Annotated in this window: 2 protein-coding genes; both read right to left on the reverse strand. The window is 43.8% G+C overall.

Going from position 1 to position 2,794, the window contains the following annotated elements; translation table 11 throughout:
- Positions 1 to 123 precede the first annotated feature (123 nt).
- Positions 124 to 1,395, reverse strand: a complete 1,272-nt coding sequence (locus FGW20_RS13255; RefSeq protein WP_301678543.1) for a transglutaminase-like domain-containing protein — start codon at positions 1,393 to 1,395, stop codon at positions 124 to 126.
- 463 nt (positions 1,396 to 1,858) lie between these two features.
- Positions 1,859 to 2,611, reverse strand: a complete 753-nt coding sequence (locus FGW20_RS13260) for a hypothetical protein (protein WP_301678544.1) — start codon at positions 2,609 to 2,611, stop codon at positions 1,859 to 1,861.
- Positions 2,612 to 2,794: the final 183 nt, after the last annotated feature.

Below are 2,794 nucleotides of genomic sequence, written 5' to 3' on the forward strand. Positions count from 1 at the left end.
GTTCTTCAGCTGGATCGAGGCATTCAAGAAGATTGTTCCTCGATATGAACGCTATGAACACTCATTCCTCGGGCTGATCCACCTGGCATGTGCCATCATGATCTGGAGGGTTATGGGATGACCTCACCAATAATGCAGTAATTGATCATCAACGTAGGGATCATCGGGACCAGTGTAGCGACTATCATCAGCGTGGATCAGATTTGTTATGGTTATATTCGAGTATCCATGCTGACTGTATACGTCTTGATTGTCAAATACTTCCCATGTAGGATCCGCATGAACCCAACGTTCACCATTCCAAATCAATGCCCACTCGTGAGCGACGGGCCCGCCGGTGCTATCGGTCATGGCCATATAATACTGCCGGGTAGGGATTCCAAGACTTCTTGTAAATGAATTAAATAATGTCGTATATTCATCACATACTCCACAATACTGATGGTTTTTGATCCAGATGTCGGACGCGGTATAATTCCCATCTAGGTCGTCTGAAGTGTAACACATTACATTTTTGGTGTATCCCAAGATCTTTTGTGCTGTAGCATATGGAGTTGTTGTGTCATCCCCTGCTGTTGCGGCCTCAATAGTTTGTCCATATGATTCACTGGAGAGAGATCCATAAGGGAAGTGGTAAAGATCACTTGTTTCAAGATTTGTGCCCCAATCAGGATCTGGAAGGTGATCGGCATCATTATTGTACTTTTCAATTCCATCGATCGGCATCAACCAAGAGTCAGTTCGTGTATCATCCGGATCCACCCATACTTCTAAAACAATAGGTTTTCTCCCAACAGAACTGCCAGAAGGCACCATATAAGCCACTGATACTGTTTCGCTGGCAGATGGAGGTAAATTACTAAATGTGTTATAGTAACCATATCCATCTTCAGGAGAGATGACAATGACTTTACCACTGGCAGGCACTGAACCGACGTTACGGACGGTAATCAAGTGCCTGACTACGGAATCCTGAACCCAATACCAGGCGATTTGAGCTTCCGTGATTCGAACATCAGTCGTTGCAGTTAGTTTATTTTGATTGCTTTGCGTTCTGAACACTGAAAAACTTCCATCCTGGTTGAATGTTACCTCTTCCGAAGAATTTCTTTCACCCATGGGTAAATCCAATGAGTCGTAGAAGATAATATTTGGGTACAATTTTTTCAGTGTTTCTCTCGATGGCAGCGTCACCTCAACCTGAGGTTCGTACCTGCTAAATTGAGATAAGTCTCGCATTCCGGCCCAGTTTGGGCTCCCATTCACAACTCCCATATTTTGAAATTTGGATTTGTTGAAAGATGGCGTATACTGCTCTTCAGCCGTAACTGGCACAGTGAAAGCACATGTCGCCAGCAACAAGGCAAATATTATCAGAGAATTCACATGTTTCATGGTCACTATCCTTTCTCAATTGCTCATACTCCAGAAGCAAAACAGGCGACCATGCATACGATTCAACGAAGCAAGCCATGTATATTGCTTCTAAAGCAATGCAGAGTTTTTCGAGATAGCAATATCTGCTCTCGGTTCATACACAGGGCACTTTTTAAGGTACCCACACTAAAACATTTTTGGTGTTCATTAAACGTTTTCTGTGAGAGTCATCTAATCGTCAGAATATACTTGATGCAGCATAAGGATTTAGGATACAGCAATTCACCTATATCCTTACGAAATCATAAAATAACCAATATGATGCGTTAAACATCCCTCGCGCGATCCGGGGTACGTGTAATGTAGTAATGAGATGTCCTCCCTTGGTGTGGGAAAGAGTGCTCCTATCTAATGAATAAGCCCCGAATATTTATGAAAAAAGTGGGAATCTAGAGAAAAGCAACTCGTGCTCACCTTAGAACTATCCTACATTCAACCCCACTCGGATGCTGGGTTGAGCCCATGCCCATTGATTAGGGCTTGCCGGCGCTTCGGGTAACCTATCCATCCTCTGATATGGGGCCGGGAGCCAGATGGCCATTAACTCATGTACGCCTTTCTCACGAGGAACCACGATTTTCGTAGGAAACGAGAGTTTCTCCCCAGCATCAAGTTTGCCAAAAATGACATCGTTAGGGCTGTTCGTCCATATAGGCACCTGGATATAGTCCACAAGAACAATAAGACCGAAGGCCACTGGATAATCATCTGCTGCTGCAACATTCATCCAGTAATCCAGAGTATCTCCCGATGTCACGTTTTCAGAGGTCCATGCCCTGGTCGAACAGGGCTCTTTTACTAGCATCACACCGTCATTACCGGGATATTGAGAGTCACATTGATGGCAATTAAGATCGCTGAAGTTCGTATAAACAACGGGAGGCATATTCCAATCATCAACGAACAGATTCAGTCTGATGCTTCCCAAATGTGAGAAATCAGTGGATAACCTGAACGACTGGTTGAGCGATGTTTCATATGGCTTCAGGATGAGAAATATCTCAAATTCATGGGTGCCGCTTTCAAGTGGTCCAAGATCGAAATGGTAAAATTTTTCTTCAAACGATTCAAGACGGATTTTGTGCAGGATCTCTGCATCACTTTCATTAAACGAAAACGGCACCTGCTTGTAGTCCATTAAACAGAAGATAAGGTAATCGTTCTCCGAGTACATGTTGTTGGCAATACAGAAATATCCTTCAAAAGTTTCGTTCTTAGTTAGATTTTTTGGGTAACGTCTCAGATCTTCTGTAATTTGCCTGAGCCCCGTCTCCTTGCCTGATCATTCCTTCTCCATGGTCAAATACCTTCTGCCGGTGACCCACTCCTCGTTGATGTCCATCAGGATAGATCCGAC

It is taken from the genome of Methanoculleus methanifontis, assembly GCF_030464365.1.
Taxonomy (GTDB): Archaea; Halobacteriota; Methanomicrobia; order Methanomicrobiales; family Methanoculleaceae; genus Methanoculleus; species Methanoculleus methanifontis.

Excerpts from the sequence above, each read along its gene's own strand:
- FGW20_RS13255 (WP_301678543.1), bottom strand. The coding sequence starts at position 1,395 with ATGAAACATGTGAATTCTCTGATAATATTTGCCTTGTTGCTGGCGACA.
- FGW20_RS13260 (WP_301678544.1), bottom strand. The coding sequence starts at position 2,611 with ATGTACTCGGAGAACGATTACCTTATCTTCTGTTTAATGGACTACAAG.